Source organism: Arthrobacter sp. 7Tela_A1, assembly GCF_049311065.1.
Classification (GTDB): domain Bacteria; phylum Actinomycetota; class Actinomycetes; order Actinomycetales; family Micrococcaceae; genus Arthrobacter_B.
Genome location: NZ_JAXIOO010000055.1, coordinates 1 through 16,329, shown reverse-complemented (window position 1 = coordinate 16,329; position 16,329 = coordinate 1). Strand labels below are relative to the sequence as shown.

The following is a 16,329-nucleotide window of genomic DNA, read 5'->3' as shown; positions in this document are numbered from 1 at the left end:
GGGGGCGCGGAGATGTGTAGACGCGCCCGGGCCCCGGGACGGCGGCTCTCCTTCTGTCTGTACTACCAGTACTGGTCGGGCTACCAGTACTGTCCGGGCTACGGCGTGGCCCGGCGAAGGGTTCCGTAGGACCCGGCAGCCAGCGCGACTCCGGCCAGGAGGAGCCATCCGGCCAGGGCCAGGGGTGTGAGCTGGACAAACCAGGCACCGACGTCCGCCCACGAATCCGTGAAGCTCGCGGCCGCGACACCGCCGAGCAACAGGAGGGCGAAGCCGATCAGTGCTGCGACCAGGCCTGTCATTCGCCACCGCTTGTACACGGTGGCGAACCAGAATCCGAACATGAACAGCAGCATGGACAGGGCAAAGTAGAGCAGGATTTGGGTGTACCAGGCGGACTCGACGATCCACGGCAGGGCGAAGATATTGCCATCCACCCCCCAGCCGTTTGTGGCCTCCTCGACGATCCCGAGTACCCAATAGAGCACCCCGAGGGCGAGGGAAACCAGTGCAAACAGTCCGAGCGTCCCGATGTAGAAGGACCGGCGGCTGACGCTCATGGCCTGGGAGAACGGAAAGGTATACGTCAGGGACTGGACACCGATGGCAAGGAAGTACCACAGGACAGATTGGCCGGAGAAGGACATCCGGGTACCTTCGCCGTTGGAAGGAACCATGGCCAGGATGGCAAGGGCGATCAGTGTGGATGCGACCAGGATGATGGCAGGGATGCCAAGGTAGATCCATTTGTTCAGCAGCTGCATCCGGGCTACAGCGAGAGCGCGGTTCATCGCAGGACCTCCAGATCCGTGGTGCTGCCGGCATGAGAGCCGTAGCTTTCGTTGGCTTTCAGGGTGCGCCGGATGATCAGCTGCTGCAGTGATACCGGTGCGAGTTCCAGTCCCATGGCCAGGGCCCGTTCCCGGTCATCAGCGGCAAGGGCTGCATCGACGGTGACAGAGGCCAGGGCCCCCAGGTTTTCCCTGTGCAGGACCGGGCGGCCGGCCACGAACTCTTCCACCGATCCCGCCTTCCCGGCGACGGCGAACGCTGAGCCCGTGATGGCCTCCACCTCGTCATCGATCACGATCCTGCCGCGGTCGATGACAATGACGTGTTCAAGCAGGTTCGCCACTTCATCGATCAGGTGCGACGAAAGGATGATCGTGCGCGGATGGTCCGCAAAGTCCGTGAGCAGCCTGTCATAGAACAACTGCCGTGCCACGGCGTCCAATCCCAGGTACGGCTCATCAAAGAAGGTCAGCTCGGCCCGGGAAGCCAGTCCGATAATGACGCCGACCGCAGACAGCTGGCCCCGGGACAGCTTTTTGATCCGGTGCTTTTTGGGACGCGGAAGCTGGAAGTCTTCCAGCAGTGTCTCAGCAAGTTCGGCGCTCCAGTTCGGAAAGAACAAGGCGGCCGCGTCCAGGGCGTTCCGTACTGTGAAGTCATCCGGGTACTTCTGTGACTCCCGGACGAAGCAGAGCCGGGAGAGGACCCGCTCGTTTTCAAACGGGTCCTCTCCAAAAACGCGGACGTCACCCGAGCTGGCGAAGCCCTGGGCGGTCAGGATTGACATCAAAGTCGTCTTGCCGGCACCGTTGCGGCCCAGCAGGCCATAGATCCGGTTCGGCTCGATGTTCAGGCTCACGTCGTCCAGGGCGAGTTCGCCGCGGTAACTTCGGGTGAGATTGCGGGTTTCTATGACGTTCATGGTGCCGGGGTCCCTTCATAATCAGCGGCACTGCGTTGGATGAGAGTAATGAGTTCCTCTTTGTCGATGCCCAATTTGGCGGCTTCGAGCTGGAGTGGCTGCACATAGTGGCGGTAGAACTGCTGGCGGCGTTTGGCGAGTACAGCAGCCCGGGCGCCGGAGGCAACGAACATCCCGATGCCGCGGCGCTTGTAGAGCAGTCCCTCGTCAACCAGAAGATTCACGCCTTTGGCAGCCGTTGCGGGGTTGATCCGGTAGAACGCAGCTATCTCATTCGTCGACGGCACCTGGCCCTCTTCCCGCAGAACGCCGTCGAGGACATCGGACTCGATGCGTTCGGCGATCTGCTGGAAGATCGGCTTGCTGTCATCTATCACGGAACACGCCCATCTCGGTTCATCGGTTAGTTACTCGACTAGCTAACCATTGAGGCAGTGTGGATGTCAAGCCTTCTTCGAAAGTTTCTGGAGAACGAAAAACGCCCGCCTGGATGATCCAGACGGGCGTCTCAGGGACAGGCGGGAACGCTACGGACGTGCGGGGCGGTCTGCTTCAACCGGCGGTGCGTCGACTGCAACCAGGGGAATTGCAGACGTGGCGGGCTCCACAGCGTCTTGAGGATCGCTGGTCCCAGCGACGGCAGCCGTTTGCGGGCTCGAAGCCTGCCGTTGCGGGCCAGACGCGGCGTCGGACTTTCCTGTGTCGGCGCTGTCTTCAGACGCTGCTGCCTTTTCGGCTGGCGGAAGCGGAGTCACCGAGACCTTTTCGGCTTGCAGGTCCGGCAGGGGTTTCACGCTGACCTTGCCGCCGGCGGGTGCCTTTGCGGGAACGGAGTCCTGATCGGCCGGTGCCGGTACGGGCACCGGTGCTGATACCGGCGCTGCCGCGGCTGCGTCGGCCTCTGCCGCCAGAGCGGATTCCTGTTCCAGAATGTCCGCTTCCAGGGTGGCGAGCATTTCCTCTGCTTCTTTCACCATGGCCTGATTGTCAGCGGCAAGTCCGCGGACCAGCCACTGGGCCAGCGCGAACTCAGCGGAGAGTGCAGCCCGCCGGATCAGGTGGGGATCAACGGCGTCGGGCCGGGCCGCCACATAGGCGGCGTGCACCGCGTCAGTAAACCCGCTGTTATTGGCAGCAATCAGCCAGGCGAAATCATCAGCCGGGTCCCCGATGCGCAGGTCCGTCCAGCCGATGACGGCGCTGATCCTGCCGCCGGACACCAGGAGATTGTCTTCGTGGAGGTCGCCGTGGACCACGGTGGGGCTGAAGCGCCAGAGTCCGATGTCCTCCAGCGCATGTTCCCACCGGCGCAGCAGCGTAGCCGGGATCTTGCCGGTGGTGGCCGCCTGGTCCAGCTCATTGAGCTTGCGCTGGCGGAATTCGTTCGCGGTGTAGCTGGGCAGGTCTGCGTTGTTCACCAGGGACTGGGGCAGGGCATGGATGGCGGCCAGCGTACGGCCAATGTCCGCGGCCAGGTCCTTGCCTGCGGCTGCCAGCTCATCGATGTCCCGGGTCGCTCCGGGGAGATGGGAATAGACGAAAGTGCAGAGCTCGCCCTTGCGGACGGTTCCGGCGACGTAGGGGAGCGCGAAGGGCAGTTCGGCCCGGACAGCAGGGACAAAGGCACGAAGTACCAGAAGCTCTGTTTCGAGCCGCATGCTGGCTTCGACATGCTTCGGTGAACGTACCCGCCACTGCTTGCCGGCGTCGTCAACGAGCAGGGCGGCATCGAAATCTGCGGCGTCGTCCGGCGAACCGGCGACGCCGGTCAGCGCCAGCGCCGGGACGGCGGCGCTGGCCAGGGCTGCCAATTCCATGGGGGAGCGTTTCACATCTTCAACCGTAGGGGCAGATGTGGCCTGAGTAACCCATAGCCCCCGGCGAGTCGGAAGAGCGTGAGGAAAACCTCAGAAGGGCGGGGCTCCCGTCCACCGCCGTGGTCCAGCTTTCCGGTTGGGGTACCTAAGTCAGTACGGTAGGGGTATGAGCAGCCAGCTAGACACAGCCGATAACCCGAACCTGGGCCAGCTGCCGCTGGCCCGCGGCGCGGTGGACCGCGGCAGCGAGCGCCGGGGCGCCGAAGACCTGTTCGAGCGTCTTCTGGAACTGGAGAACACGCGCGTCATGTACGTGTCCCGCGGCAAGGCGCTGATCCAGGAAGACTCCCTGGTGCTCCGTCCCGTGGGCGAGGACGGTTTCGGCCCTGATCCGGTGTACCTGGGACGAACGCTTGCCGACGGCCAGGTGCCCGCCGGAGCGGAGATCGTGATGGCGACCCTTCCGGAGCCCGACGCTGCGCTGGAAGTGAACGGTGTCCGCTGGGCCAGCCTGCGCGAGGTCGCTACAGTGCTCGGTTCCCTGGATGCGGGCCTGTTCGTCGAAGCCTGTGCCGTGGCTAACTGGCACGCCACGCATACGCACTGCCCCCGCTGCGGAGCCCCCACGGTGTTAGTCCAGGGAGGCTGGGTACGGCGCTGCCCCGAGGACGGCAGCCAGCACTTTCCGCGCACCGATCCGGCCATCATCGTGGCCATCACTGACCCGCAGGACCGGATCCTGCTTGGATCCGCGGCAGCGTGGCCCGGCAGCCGGTATTCCACGCTGGCCGGCTTCGTGGAGCCGGGGGAGTCCCTGGAAGCGGCAGTCATCCGGGAAGTGGCCGAGGAATCGAATGTTGTGGTGCGCAATCCTCAATACCTGGGATCCCAGCCCTGGCCGTTCCCCTGCTCCCTGATGCTTGGTTTCTGCGCGGAAGCCGATGGTACTGAACCGCAGGCCGACGGCGTCGAAATGTCAGATGTCCGGTGGTTCACCCGAAAGGAACTCACCGAGGCCGTAGCCTCAGGGGAGATCACCATACCGTCCACCATCTCCATTGCACGCAACCTGATTGACCGCTGGTACGGCGGGCCTGTCCCGGAACCGGAGCTGACAGGCGGGAAATGATCACCGATTCACTCGAAGCGCGCATCCTTGCCGGACTCGACGACGAGCAGCGTGAAGTAGCAACAACCCTCACTGGCCCGCTGTGCGTCCTGGCAGGCGCCGGAACCGGCAAGACGCGGGCCATTACCCACCGGATGGCCTACGGGGTGCATTCCGGACTCTACAAACCGCAGCAGGTCCTGGCCGTGACCTTCACCGCCCGGGCTGCGGCGGAAATGCGGACCCGGCTGCGGGACCTGGGTGCAGGAGGCGTCCAGGCCAGGACCTTCCATGCAGCGGCACTGAAACAGCTGCAGTACTTCTGGCCGCAGACCGTCGGCGGGCCGCTGCCGGGCCTGTTGGACCACAAGGCCCAGCTGATTGCGGAGGCGGCCCGCAGGCTCCGGCTCTCCACCGACCGCGCCGCCATCCGCGACGTGGCGGCGGAAATCGAATGGGCCAAGGTCTCGATGCTTACGCCGGACAGCTATGTACGGGCGGCAGCGGGCCGGGATGCACCGGCCGGTTTCGACCTCACCACGGTGTCCCGGATCTTCCAGTCCTACGAAGACGTCAAAGTGGACCGCAACGTTATCGACTTCGAGGACGTGCTGCTGATCATCGTGGGCATCCTGCAGGAAGATCCGCGCGTTGCGGCGACGGTCCGGGACCAGTACCGGCACTTTGTCGTTGACGAGTACCAGGACGTTTCCCCGCTGCAGCAGCGGCTCCTGGACCTGTGGCTCGGAGAGCGCGACGAACTCTGCGTCGTCGGTGACGCCAGCCAGACGATCTATTCCTTCACCGGCGCGACGTCGCGTCACCTCCTGGACTTCACGCACCGCTTTCCCGGCGCGCAGGTGGTCAAACTGGTTCGTGACTACAGGTCCACTCCCCAGGTAGTAAATCTGGCCAACCGCATCCTCGCGGCCCGGACCGCAGAGGGAGAGCGCATGCGGAACGCTCCGGCGTGGCCTGCTCCGCTGGAACTGATCGCGCAGCGCGAGCCAGGACCGGAGCCCACCTTTACGGAGTGCGCCGACGACGAAGCGGAAGCCGCGCAGGTTGCCGGACGGATCCGCAAGCTGCTGGACGATGGCGTCGAGGCGAGCCAGATCGCCGTACTCTTCCGCACCAACGGCCAGTCCGAAGCCTACGAGCAGGCGCTCGCGACGGCCGGCATTGGTTACCAGCTCCGCGGCGGCGAGCGGTTCTTTGCCCGCCGGGAAGTCCGCGATGCAATGCTTCAGCTCCGTGCAGCGGCCCGATCGGTCGGTGCCGAACCTGTGCCGCAGGTGGTGCGGGACATCCTGGCAAACCTCGGCTACTCCGCTGAAGCGCCCTCGGGCGGGGGAGCGACCCGTGAACGCTGGGAGTCCCTGGCCGCCTTGGTGGCGCTCGCCGACGAGGTGCATGCCAACCGCACCCAGGAGCCGGACAGCATCTTTACCCTGCAGGATTTCACCGCGGAACTGGAGGAACGCGCCGCCGCACAGCACGCTCCCAAAGTGCAGGGCGTCACCCTGGCCAGCCTGCACTCCGCCAAGGGCCTGGAATGGGATGCGGTGTTCCTGGTTGGACTCAGCGAAGGGCTGATGCCTATTTCCTTCGCAGACACTCAGGAAGCGGTGGACGAAGAACGGCGCCTGCTCTACGTCGGCATCACCCGTGCGCGTGTGCACCTGGCCCTGTCCTGGTCGACGGCCCGCACACCCGGGGGGCGCGCGAACCGCAAGCCCTCCCGGTTCGTGGACGGGCTGCGGCCAAACACGGCACGGGACGCGGCAGGTCCCCGGACGCCCCGTCCGGCGCGCCGCAAAGTCACCGGGCCGGCGAAGTGCCGCGTCTGCGGCACGCTGCTTGGCACCGGCGCCGAGCGGAAGATGGGCCGCTGCGGCGATTGTCCGGCCACCTATGACGAGGTGACCTTTGAGGCCCTTCGCGAATGGCGGAGGGAAGCGGCCAATGAAGCGGGCGTGCCGGCTTTTGTGGTTTTCACCGACGCTACCCTGGTTGCGATCGCCGAGGATAAGCCGCCGACACTGAACCGGCTGGCGACGTTGCCCGGCGTGGGTCCATCCAAGCTTGAGCGTTACGGGGAAGCGGTGCTGGCGGTCCTCGCGCAAAGCCCGGAGGCTTAGGCCGCGCTCCGGCCGGACTGCAGCCTGCATCCGCAGCCGGGATGGAAAGTCAGGGGTTCCAGGCCGATGTGTCCGTCGGCTGTCCGCAGCTGCAGGACTGCTGACCAGGTCACCGGCTGGGCCACCCCGTCAATAAACGAAAGCACCTGGTTGGCCGCTATTCCGGCAGCCAGGCCCGCCGCGCTCACTTCCTCGCCACCGGGACCGCCGGCACCGGGGCCGGCTGTCCTGCTGTTTTCCAGCGCGGCCGAGGAAGCATACCAGCCCGGGTCGTCGTCGCCTCGGTGCCGGTCCAGGCAGCCGAGGCATGGTGTCGCTCCGGGCACCACCAAAGGACCGACCGAGTAGCCGTACTGCTGGACGGTGACTGCCAGGTGGGGATGCCCGCGCTCGCCGGCAGCAGCGCTGTGCCGGGAATCCGGCCGCTCATGGACAAACAGCGCCAGGTCGACGGCAGCTCCACCTGGTGCTCCTCCCGGGACATGCAGCACCCGGACTGTGGGATCGATCCGGTAAAGATGCCGTTTCACGGCCCGGAAACGCTGCATCCCGATGTCAGTCAGGGCGTAGGCAGGGCCCACATCGGAGGCAGTGACTGCCCCGGGATCACCGAGCAGCAGGGTCCCGACTCCGGCAGCGGCGAGAGTGCGTGCCACGAGGGCGCCGCACCGGCCCAGGCCCTGGATCTCCACCGCGGCTGCGGACCTCCGGGAGACCGGTTCCGCAGCGTCCCGTCCGTAAACGGCAGACAGCCTCTGGACATCCGGACGCAGCCTCTCCTCGCGCAGCGGGGGAAGGGCATGCCCGTTTCCCGCCCAAGGCAGCAGTACAGGGGCCAGGGCCGCGAGCAGCTGGGCCTGCCGGTCTGCGCCGATGCCCGCCGCAGCGGCCGCAGCCGGCTCCGCGCCGTCCGGAACGCCGGCCCTGAGGTTGCGGATAAAAGACAGGTCCGCCTCTGTCAGGCCGGCCAGGAGCAGCGCTCCAGCACCAAAGCCAAACTGGCGCCGGTCGGCACCAAGGTCCAGGACATGGATGCCCGGGTTGATCCGCATGCTGGTCCTCCTGGACGACGGTGGTGGGATCAACCATGCTGGCATGCGCAGAACACCGATTGCGGGTTTTCCACAGCTTTTCCGAACCCCGGATGTGCGGCCTAAAGTGGACCCATGCCTTCTGTGTCCGTTCCTGCCACGACCCGCGGCGGGATGCCCATTGAAGTCCGCCGTTCAGCCCGGCGCAAAAGGACAGTCAACGCAGTGTTCCGGGACGGGGTAGCCGTAGTGTCCATTCCGGCGCACTTCACCCGCCATCAGGAAGCTGAATGGGTCCAGCGCATGGTTGACCGCCTGGAGACCCGGGCTGCTGCCGTGCCGGCGCCGGATCCGGCGAAGGCCGATTCCGAACTGGAACAGCGTGCAGCGGATCTCTCAGCGCGCTATCTGGGGGGAGCTGCCCGGCCGACCTCGGTCCGTTGGGTCAGCAACCAGAAATCCCGCTGGGGGTCGGCGACGCCGGCACGTGGAACCATCCGGCTCTCGGACACGCTCATCGGCATGCCGTCATGGGTCGTGGATTATGTGCTGCTGCACGAACTGGCCCACCTGATTGAGGGATCGCACAGCCCTAAATTCTGGCGGCTGCTGGATCCCTATCCGCACACGGAGACCGCAAAGGCGTATCTGTCCGGCGCGGCCTTCGCCGCTGCGCGCGGGCTCAAAGGGGAGATGGCAGAGGACTAAGGTGCCGGCGCAGTCTGCCGCCGGCACCTCAAGCGCCCTTACGGCTTGTCCGGCCCGCCGTTGTCTTCGTCAGGCTTCGGGGTATCTTCGTCGCCGGAAATGTCTGCTTCGTCAGTCACAGCGTCCGCTTCGTCCGTCGCCGCGTCGGAGTCCGCAGCCGTTTCGGGCGTTTCCTTGTCGAAACCGCCCTCGAGCAACCGCCGGAGCGCAGCGTCGACGTCGGAATCCGAGGCATCCAGCAGTTCGCGGCGCTTGCTGAAGCCCTGCGGATCATCCAGGTCCTTGGACGTCGGCATGAGGTCCGGGTGCTGCCAGATGGCGTCTCGGCCGTCCACGCCGCGCTCCTCGCGCAGTTGTGCCCACAGTGCGGAAGCGTCCCGCAGCCGGCGGGGCCGCAGTTCGAGTCCGACGAGCGAGGCGAAGGTATGCTCGGCGGGGCCGCCGCTGGCGCGCCGGCGGCGGATCATTTCCCGGAGGGCAGCGGCAGAGGGGAGGTTGGCCGTCGCGGCAGCAGTGACTTCATCGACCCAGCCTTCAACCAGTGCCAGGGCAGTCTCCAGCCGTTCAAGGGCTGCGGCCTGCGCGGGGGTGCGCTCCGGCTGGAACACGCCTCCCGCAAGTGCCTCCTGGATGGACTCCGGATTGGACGGGTCAATGTCCCGGGCGACCTCTTCGATCTTGGACATGTCGATGTGGATGCCGCGGGCATAGCTCTCGATGATCCCGAACAGGTGTCCGGCAAGCCACGGGGCGTGCGCGAAGAGGCGGGCGTGGGCGGCCTCGCGGACGGCGAGATAAAGCCGGACCTCGGTCTCGGGAACGTCGAGTCCTTCGCCGAAGGCGGCCACGTTGGCCGGAAGCAGGGCAATGGTGCCGCCGGCCAGGGGCAGCCCGACGTCTGTGGAGCTCACGACTTCCTTGGAGAGGGCACCAACGGCCTGCCCCAGCTGGATGCCGAACATGGCACCGCCCATGTTGGCAAGCATGGAGGAGGCCCCGCCCATCATGGATTTCATCTCTTCGGGCATCTGGGTAGCGATGGCGTTCGAGAGTGCCTGCGAAATGCTCACGGCCACAGGTTCGGTGAGGCGGCGCCAGGAGTCCATCGTCGCTTCCACCCACTCCGCGCGGGACCAGGCCTTGCCCAGCGCACTGGCAGAGGGGAAATCCGTCGCTGGATCGAGCCACATCTGGGCGACATGCAGTGCCTCGTCGACTTCCCGCTGCTGCTGGGGGGTGACGGAGGGATCAGCGCCGGTGGCAGCCACGCGGCGGGCGTTGTCCTTGGCAAGCTGCCAATTGACGGGACCGTCCGCCGGGGCGCTGAACATGGCCTGGACCTGCTGGAAGATCATGGCCATGGCATTTGGGTCCGAGGGGAGTCCGGCTGCCTTCGCCAGCTCCTGGGGATCGATGCCGCCGGCCTGTCCGCCGCCAAAGAGGCGCGCGAGCATCTCGGACAACGGGTCCTGGGGCGAATCCCCGTGATCGGAGGGGTTTGAGCTCATGGATACCACCGGTCCTGTGGAAGTTTTAGTGCGTCGGCCCCAGGTGGATCACCGGTTGCCTGTGTTCCCCACGTTACCGGCACGGGCCGGGACCTGTCCCGCATTCGGGGATTCGTTCGCTGTTGGCAAAGGAGCACGTGGGAGAATGAATCCCGCACCCACCGCCGGCGCACGAAAGGAAAGCCGATTGCGCTCCCCGAAGAAAGACCAACCCTCAGGGTCCGGTTCCGAACCTGCACAGCGCGCCGGCGCGCCGGATCCGGTTCCGGACGGCGAAAGACCGTCCGGACAGCGCCCACCGCGCCGGCGGGCCATGTTCGTTGCGGGCGGTGCGGCACTGGTTCTCGGCGCTGCCGGACTCCTGCTTCCGGCGCCGTACGTGGTGGAGTCCCCGGGCCCCACGTTCAACACCATCGGTGAAATCTCCTCCGGCCCGCTCATCACCATCGAGGGGGAGCAGACCTACGCCACCAGCGGCGAACTGGACCTGACCACCGTCTACGTCTCCGGCGGGCCAAACGGCAGTGTGAGCATGGCCGAGGTGCTGGCCGCCTGGCTCAATCCGGATGATGCCGTGCTGCCGATGGACTTCGTCTATCCGCCCGGTACCACGAGCGGAGAGATCGAAGAGGAAAACACCGCCGCGATGGCTTCGTCCCAGGAGTCTGCCGTAGCGGCCGCACTAGCCGAGCTGGACATCGACTTTACGCAGGAAATCTCGGTCGCAGGGATCATGGAGGACGCCCCTGCTGAAGGGGAACTTGAAACCGGAGACATCCTGCTGGCCGTTGACGGCCAGCCCGTCACCGATGTTCAGTCCCTGCGCGAGGGACTCAATGAGACGCAGGGATCTCCCGCTGTCCTGACGCTGCGGCGGGGTGGGGAGGAAAAGGAAGTGAGCATCACGCCTGAACTCTCCGACACCGGCGCCTACCAGATGGGGGCCTTCCTCAGCATCGACTTCACCTTCCCGTTCGACGTCGCCATTGCGCTGGAAAACGTCGGCGGCGCCTCGGCAGGAATGATGTTCGCCCTGGGGATCATAGACAAGCTGACGCCGGGCGAGCTGACCGGGGGACGGCATTTCGCCGGTACCGGAACCATCGACGCCGCGGGAAAGGTTGGTCCCATCGGCGGCATTGAACAGAAGATGGTGGGAGCCGCCGACAGCGGGGCCGAGTTCTTCCTCGCCCCGGACGCCAACTGCGGGGAAGTGGCCGGCAACATTCCCGACGGCCTCGACGTGGTCAGTGTCTCGACACTTGAGGAAGCGCTGGACGCCGTGGAAGTCCTGGCCGGCGGCGGAAGTGCCGATGATTTAGGCTCCTGCACGGACTAGTCCAGGAGGGGATCCGCGGACACGGCGGAAGCCGCTGGGAATCACGATCCTAATAAGGTTCGGCTGCGGCGGCCCGAGAAGTGGCCGATCGCGGGCGAAACAAGGCAGAATAAGGAACCACGGCAATGTTGGGCAGGCCGTCGGAAAGAGGGGTCGGGTCGCTTCGCTAAGGAGGCGCCGGAAGTCCCTCCGCACCGAGCTTCTGCCAGGTGCCGTGAGCCGACGCCCCGAACGATGAGGAAACTGTGACTTCCGGACCAAATGGCCCATTCTCCCGACCGAGCCCCAGATCAACCCACCGGCGGCGAAGCCCGCTGATTGCCACCCTGATTGTCGTGGCTGTCCTGGTGATCGGGTTTGTGTACTTCTCCCAGGTGTACGCGGACGTGCTCTGGTACAACCAGCTCGGGTTCCTCGAAGTCTTCTTCAAGGAAAACCTGACCCGGATTGCCCTGTTTGCCGCCGCTTTCCTTGTGATGGCTGTGTGCGTTTTCTTCAGTATCCGCGCTGCCTATTCATCCCGGCCCATCTATGCGCCGGACAGCTCCCTGCAGGACAACCTGAACCGTTACCAGGCGCAGCTCGAGCCGGTTCGCAAGCTGCTCATGATCGGCATTCCGGTTGTGGTTGGCGGCTTCGCCGGAACCGCGGCCATGTCGATGTGGCAGCAGGCGCTGCTTTTCCTGAACCGTCATGACTTCGGCCGGACGGACCCCGAATTCAACATGGACTACAGCTTCTATCTCAATACGCTGCCGTTCATCGGGTTCATTGTCGGCTTCCTGATCTCCGTCGTCGTCATCAGCGGCATCGCCGGCCTGCTGACGCATTACCTCTACGGTGGAATCCGCCTGGAGGAGAAGGGCGTGTTCGTCAGCCGCCCGGCTCGTATCCACATTGCCGTCATCGCGGGGTCGTTCCTGCTGCTCCAGGCTGCAAACTTCTGGCTTGACCGGTACAACACGCTGCTGAGCACCTCCGGGTCCTGGACCGGCGCGCTGTACACGGATGTCCACGCCGTGATTCCCACCAAGGCAATCCTGGCCGTGGCTTCGATCATCGTTGCCCTGCTGTTCGTCGTCTCGGCGTTCATTGGCCGCTGGCGCCTGCCGATCATCGGCACGGCAATGCTGGTCATCACGGCGATCGTGGCCGGAGGCGTCTACCCGTGGATCGTCCAGCGCTACCAGGTCATTCCCTCGGAACAGACCCTTGAAAGCGAATACATCCAGCGCAACATCGACCTCACCCGCGAGGCCTACGGGCTCTCCGAGACCGAGGTCATTCCCTACGACGCCACGGTCGATGCCAGCGCCGGTGCCCTCGCCGAGGACGCCGGAACCACCGCAAATATCCGTCTCCTGGACCCGAACGTCGTTTCTGACGCCTTCGGCCAGCTGCAGCAGTTCCGCCAGTACTACCAGTTCCCCGAAACGCTGAACGTCGACCGCTACGACGTGGAGGGCGACATCCAGGACACGGTTATCGCCGTGCGTGAACTCAACATCAACGGCGTCCCGGACGGCTGGGTCAACGAGCACGTCCTCTATACGCATGGCTACGGCGTGGTCGCTGCCCGCGGCTCCACCGTGCAGCCGGACGGCAAGCCCAGCTTCATGGAATCCGGCATCCCGTCGACCGGAGTCCTGGGCGACTACGAACCCCGCGTCTACTTCGGCGAGTCCTCCCCGGACTACTCGGTGGTGGGCGCTCCGGAAGACGCCGCCCCGGTGGAAATCGACCGTCCGCAAACCGGCAACGCTGAAGACGATACCCAGACCACCTTCCGCGGTGAGGGCGGTCCGAGTGTCGGCAACATCTTCAACCAGCTGGTGTACGCCATCAAGTTCCAGTCCACGGAACTGCTGCTCTCGGACTTCGTCAACGAAGAGTCCCAGATCCTCTATGACCGTGATCCCCGCGAACGCGTCGAGAAGGTCGCCCCGTACCTGACCGTTGACGGCAACGCCTACCCGGCCGTTGTTGACGGACGCGTGAAGTGGATCGTGGACGGCTACACGACCAGCCGTTTCTTCCCTTACTCCACCCAGCAGGAGCTGGCGGATGCTACGACTGATTCGCTGACCGGCGGTGCAGCCGCTGCGCTTCCCGCTGACAAGGTGAACTACATCCGCAACGCCGTCAAGGCCACAGTGGATGCCTACGACGGTTCCGTCACGTTGTACGCCTGGGACGATGAGGATCCGCTGCTGCAGGCTTGGCAGGACGTCTTCCCGTCCACCCTCAAGCCCTACAGCGACATGTCGGCCGACCTCATGGCACACGTGCGCTACCCGGAGGACCAGTTCAAGGTCCAGCGCGAGCTGCTCGGGCGTTACCACGTCACCGACGCCCAGTCCTTCTACCAGAACGACGACGCCTGGTCGGTTCCGTCCGACCCGACCCGGACCAACTCCGACGTCAAGCAGCCGCCGTACTACCTCTCACTGCAGATGCCCGGGCAGGATAGCCCGACGTTCTCATTGACGACGCCGTTTATTCCGTTCGTCGACCAGAACCAGGAAGCGCGCAACGTGCTGTACGGCTTCCTGTCGGCTGACGCTGATGCGGGTACCGGAAATGCCGGTGAAAAGGCGGACACCTATGGAAAGCTGCGTCTGCTCGAACTTCCCACCGATACCGCGGTACCGGGGCCGGGCCAGGCGCAGAACCGCTTCAACTCCGACCCCACGGTTTCCAACGCCTTGAACCTGCTCCGCCAAGGCGCCTCGGAAGTTATCAACGGCAACCTGCTCAGCCTGCCGGTTGGCGGCGGCATGCTCTACGTGCAGCCGGTCTACGTGCAGTCCTCGGGCGCTTCTTCCTACCCGACCCTGCAGCGGGTCCTGGTCAACTTCGGCGAGAAGGTGGGCTTTGCTCCCACCCTTGACGAAGCCCTGAATCAGGTCTTTGGCGGCGACTCCGGTGCTGTCACCGGCGACGAGGAAAACGTCGGGAACACGCCGGATACCGGTACGGCTCCGGCCGACACCACTGCCCAGGCCGAACTGCAGACTGCACTGTCCGACGCCGGTGCAGCACTCCAGGAGGGCCAGGAGGCACTTGCCGGCGGCGATTTCGCAGCCTACGGTGCCGCGCAGGACAAGCTGAACTCGGCCATCCAGCGCGCGATTGCAGCACAGGAACGGATGGACGCCGGCGACTCCGGTGCCACCGACGGTTCCGCGGGCGACGGTGCGGCGGAAGACTCCGGCGACCAGTGATTTGCGGCTCCATCCCGCGGCGGGTAGACTAGAAACTACGCCGCGGGGTGGAGCAGTTCGGTAGCTCGCTGGGCTCATAACCCAGAGGTCGCAAGTTCAAATCTTGCCCCCGCAACCACAGAGAAAAATCCCCATCCGGGTTCGGGTGGGGATTTTTTGTTCTCGCAGACACCAAGCCACTATTCGGGGGACCGGGTCCTTCAGTACCTGCAGCGTTTACACTCGCGGGGTGAATGCCCACCGCCGCGGCAGGCCCGCAGGAAGTTACCGTGCCGGGCCCAGAGGCGATCCGGACCGGGGAGAAACCGCCCTGCAGAAGCTGGACCGCAACTGGAGCGACCTGCTCCAGGAGCTGCGCGTGCTCCAGACCGGCATCCAGATCCTCACCGGGTTCCTCCTGACGCTGCCGTTCCAGCAGCGGTTCGCCACACTTTCACCTATCCAGGTCGGTCTCTACCTGGCACTGGTTGTGCTCTCAGTCCTGGTAACCGCTGTGCTGATGTCCACGGTCGTGATGCACCGGTCCTTCTTCCAGCACCGGATCAAGTACCAGCTGGTCCGCAACGCGGATATCCTGCTCCGGTGGACACTCCTGCTGGTGGGGCTGATCCTCATCGGCACCGTGGCCCTGGTCTTTGACATCGTCCTCGGCGGCATTGCCGGCCTCATTGCTGCTGGCGCCGCAGTCCTGGCGCTTTCCTTGCTGTGGCTTGTCCTCCCGGCGCGGAGCAGGCGGATGGCGGTGAACGATATCAGAGACCACCCGGCACAAGAATGACGGCGTCCCGTCAGCAGATACGGCTGCAGGCCGGGTCCCTCAGGGGACACCGGCCTGCAGTCAGCTGCTGGGTTTAGTTCTGTTCGATCGCGGACTGGTTGGAAGCGGATGCCTTCAGTGCTGCCAGGCGCGCTTCGACCTCAGTCTGCTCGCCCAGGTCCTCCAAGGACTCGAACTGGGCGTCCAGGCTTGAGGCAGCAAGTTCGTTCGCGCCGCGGACCTTGGCCTCTTCCCGGCGGATCTTCTCTTCGAACCGGCCAACCTCAGACGTGGGGTCCATGACGTCGATGCTCTTGATCGCGTCGTGCATCTGGTTCTGGGCGGCAGCGTTCCGGGAACGGGCAATCAGCTCATTGCGCTTGGACTGCAGCTGCTGCAGCTTGTCCTTCATCTGGTTCAGGCCGGTCTTGAGCCGCTCGACGATCTCCTCCTGCGAGGCGATGGTCGGCTGCGCGCCGCGTGCTTCGTTTTCGGCGGCCATCTGGCGCTGGATCGCGACCTTCGCCAGATTGTCGAACTTCTCGGCGTCGGCGGTGTTGCCGGCGGAGCGGAACTCATCCGCCTTGCGGGAAGCGGCGAGTGCCTTGTTGCCCCAGTTCCGGGCGTTCTCGATGTCCTCGTTGTAATCGTCCTGCAGCATCCGCAGGTTGCCGATGGTCTGGGCGACGGCGCTCTCGGCCTCGGCAATGTTGTTGCTGTAGTCGCGGACCATTTGGTCAAGCATCTTCTGGGGGTCTTCGGCCTGGTCCAGGAGGGCGTTGATGTTGGCCTTGGCCAGGGTGGCGATCCGTCCGAATATCGACTGCTTTACCATCTGTCTGCCTTTCACGTGTGCAAGTGATGCGTTGGTGTGCTGTTGCCAGCCTGTCAAAAACTGTGTGCTGCAGGAAGGACTCCCGCAAAGGAAGCGGACTAGAAATTACCTCCGGATGAACCGAAACCGCCGCCTCCTCCAAAGCCG

The 16,329-nt window shown here is 65.0% G+C and carries 13 protein-coding genes and 1 tRNA gene; 7 read left to right on the top strand and 7 right to left on the bottom strand.

The window, feature by feature from the left end; translation table 11 throughout:
- Positions 1 to 98: 98 nt before the first annotated feature.
- The 4 genes from TVB01_RS15770 to TVB01_RS15755 all read right to left on the bottom strand — a co-directional run bounded on the left by TVB01_RS15770 (position 99) and on the right by TVB01_RS15755 (position 3,546).
- A complete protein-coding gene (locus TVB01_RS15770; RefSeq protein WP_422456853.1) occupies positions 99 to 791 on the bottom strand; it encodes a hypothetical protein in 693 nt (230 codons plus the stop codon).
- Positions 788 to 1,714, bottom strand: coding sequence for an ABC transporter ATP-binding protein (locus TVB01_RS15765; protein WP_422456852.1), 927 nt, complete (start codon positions 1,712 to 1,714; stop codon positions 788 to 790). The genes TVB01_RS15770 and TVB01_RS15765 overlap by 4 nt, the downstream gene beginning before the upstream one ends.
- On the bottom strand, positions 1,711 to 2,091 hold the full coding sequence (locus TVB01_RS15760) for a GntR family transcriptional regulator (protein WP_422456851.1): 381 nt from the start codon (positions 2,089 to 2,091) through the stop codon (positions 1,711 to 1,713). The genes TVB01_RS15765 and TVB01_RS15760 overlap by 4 nt, the downstream gene beginning before the upstream one ends.
- Positions 2,092 to 2,241: 150 nt before the next feature.
- Positions 2,242 to 3,546 carry a phosphotransferase gene (locus TVB01_RS15755; protein ID WP_422456850.1) on the bottom strand — a complete coding sequence of 435 codons (1,305 nt, stop codon included), beginning with the start codon at positions 3,544 to 3,546 and terminating at the stop codon, positions 2,242 to 2,244.
- A 151-nt stretch (positions 3,547 to 3,697) separates the two neighbouring features.
- Between TVB01_RS15755 and nudC the strand changes: the two genes are divergently transcribed.
- Positions 3,698 to 4,660 carry an NAD(+) diphosphatase gene (nudC, locus tag TVB01_RS15750; RefSeq protein ID WP_422456849.1) on the top strand — a complete coding sequence of 321 codons (963 nt, stop codon included), beginning with the start codon at positions 3,698 to 3,700 and terminating at the stop codon, positions 4,658 to 4,660.
- Positions 4,657 to 6,780, top strand: coding sequence for an ATP-dependent DNA helicase UvrD2 (locus TVB01_RS15745; protein ID WP_422456848.1), 2,124 nt, complete (start codon positions 4,657 to 4,659; stop codon positions 6,778 to 6,780). The genes nudC and TVB01_RS15745 overlap by 4 nt, the downstream gene beginning before the upstream one ends.
- On the opposite strand, the gene TVB01_RS15740 is transcribed toward TVB01_RS15745, so the two are convergent.
- Positions 6,777 to 7,832, bottom strand: a complete 1,056-nt coding sequence (locus TVB01_RS15740; RefSeq protein WP_422456847.1) for a ThiF family adenylyltransferase — start codon at positions 7,830 to 7,832, stop codon at positions 6,777 to 6,779. The genes TVB01_RS15745 and TVB01_RS15740 overlap by 4 nt on opposite strands.
- Positions 7,833 to 7,946: 114 nt before the next feature.
- Here TVB01_RS15740 and TVB01_RS15735 point away from each other — a divergent pair, with 114 nt between their 5' ends.
- Positions 7,947 to 8,519, top strand: a complete 573-nt coding sequence (locus TVB01_RS15735; RefSeq protein WP_422456846.1) for a M48 family metallopeptidase — start codon at positions 7,947 to 7,949, stop codon at positions 8,517 to 8,519.
- Between the two features lie 38 nt (positions 8,520 to 8,557).
- Here the strand turns inward: TVB01_RS15735 and TVB01_RS15730 are convergent, their stop codons facing one another.
- Complete coding sequence (locus tag TVB01_RS15730) at positions 8,558 to 10,027, bottom strand: zinc-dependent metalloprotease (RefSeq protein ID WP_422456845.1); 1,470 nt, start codon at positions 10,025 to 10,027, stop codon at positions 8,558 to 8,560.
- Between the two features lie 145 nt (positions 10,028 to 10,172).
- On the opposite strand from TVB01_RS15730, the gene TVB01_RS15725 reads away from it, so the two are divergent.
- The 4 genes from TVB01_RS15725 (at position 10,173) to TVB01_RS15710 (ending at position 15,368) form a co-directional block, all read left to right on the top strand.
- A complete protein-coding gene (locus tag TVB01_RS15725) occupies positions 10,173 to 11,366 on the top strand; it encodes a PDZ domain-containing protein (protein ID WP_422456844.1) in 1,194 nt (397 codons plus the stop codon).
- 245 nt (positions 11,367 to 11,611) lie between these two features.
- Positions 11,612 to 14,590: a UPF0182 family protein gene (locus tag TVB01_RS15720; RefSeq protein WP_422456843.1), complete on the top strand. Its 2,979-nt coding sequence runs from the start codon at positions 11,612 to 11,614 to the stop codon at positions 14,588 to 14,590.
- A gap of 41 nt (positions 14,591 to 14,631) precedes the next feature.
- Positions 14,632 to 14,708, top strand: a tRNA-Met gene (locus tag TVB01_RS15715).
- A gap of 111 nt (positions 14,709 to 14,819) precedes the next feature.
- Positions 14,820 to 15,368, top strand: coding sequence for a DUF6328 family protein (locus TVB01_RS15710; protein WP_422456842.1), 549 nt, complete (start codon positions 14,820 to 14,822; stop codon positions 15,366 to 15,368).
- Positions 15,369 to 15,441: 73 nt separating this feature from the next.
- Here the strand turns inward: TVB01_RS15710 and TVB01_RS15705 are convergent, their stop codons facing one another.
- Positions 15,442 to 16,182 (bottom strand): PspA/IM30 family protein, encoded by a 741-nt coding sequence (locus TVB01_RS15705; protein ID WP_422456841.1) that lies wholly within the window; start codon positions 16,180 to 16,182, stop codon positions 15,442 to 15,444.
- Between the last annotated feature and the right edge of the window lie 147 nt (positions 16,183 to 16,329).